The following is a 1,016-nucleotide window of genomic DNA, read 5'->3' on the forward strand; positions in this document are numbered from 1 at the left end:
TGAGCCATTCCGCGTAACGATGGATGACGTTGGGTAACTGGTCGCGGTCGGGCAGGGCAACACGCCGGATCCGTTGTGGTGCAACAAGAAGACGCAGAACCCCGGTATGAAGGTGGTCCTCTCACAGATCAACTTCATAAGGGTTCTGCGTCGACGATGAGTGTCACATACACCTCGGTGCTGCCGGTACGCGACAAGACGGTGGAGTTCCTGGCCGGCCTGCTGGCCGCCGAGCGGACGCGGCGGGGTACCCGTGCCGATACCCGGGCGTTGTCCTGCCATGAGCAGGCCGTGCTGGTGCTGCGGTGGTTCCTGGACGGCACCCGGATAAGCCAGCTGGCCCGTGACAACGCGATCAGCAAGTCCACCGGCTATGACTACCTACACGAGGGCATCGACGTGCTCGCCGCCCGCTCGCCCGGCCTGCACGGAGCGCTGCTGGCGGCCAAAGCCGCCGGCTACAGCCACGTCAACATCGACGGCACCCTGATCGAGACCGACCGGGTGTCGACCCCCGGTCCAACCCCGGGCGTCGATCTGTGGTGGTCGGCCAAGCACGCCAACCACGGTGGCAACGTGCAGGTCGTCACCGTCCCGGACGGCTGGCCGATCTGGACCTCCGGCGTGCGGCCCGGCCGCGAGCACGACACCACCGCCGTGCGCACCCACCCCGAGATCCTGCCCGCCCTCACCGCGATCGGTACGGACCTGCGCACCCTCGGCGACCTGGGCTACGAAGGCGAGGCCAGCACGATCACCGTGGCGTTCAAGAAACCCAAGGGCGGACACCTCACCCTGGTACAGCAGCAGCTCAACAAGGCCCACAACAGCCTGCGCGCCATCGGCGAACGCGGCAACTCCCTGCTGAAGATGACGTACAAAGCGCTGCGCAACGTCAGCCTCAACCCATGGCGGATCGGGAAGATCGCCGCCGCAGCGCTCGTCCTGCTCCACTTCGACCACGACCGCACCACATGACGACGCCCAGTGGTCAAGTCGTTGCGCGGAATGGCTCA

Annotated in this window: 1 protein-coding gene; it reads left to right on the forward strand. The window is 66.3% G+C overall.

From position 1 onward, the window contains the following. Positions 1-156 precede the first annotated feature (156 nt). On the forward strand, positions 157-978 hold the full coding sequence (locus ABZS58_RS51500; RefSeq protein ID WP_354792181.1) for a transposase family protein: 822 nt from the start codon (positions 157-159) through the stop codon (positions 976-978). Positions 979-1,016: the final 38 nt, after the last annotated feature.

Source organism: Dactylosporangium sp. NPDC005555, assembly GCF_040605635.1.
In the GTDB taxonomy this organism is placed as follows: domain Bacteria; phylum Actinomycetota; class Actinomycetes; order Mycobacteriales; family Micromonosporaceae; genus Dactylosporangium.

Coding starts and splice junctions, on each gene's coding strand:
- ABZS58_RS51500 (WP_354792181.1), top strand. CDS start 157: ATGAGTGTCACATACACCTCGGTGCTGCCGGTACGCGACAAGACGGTG.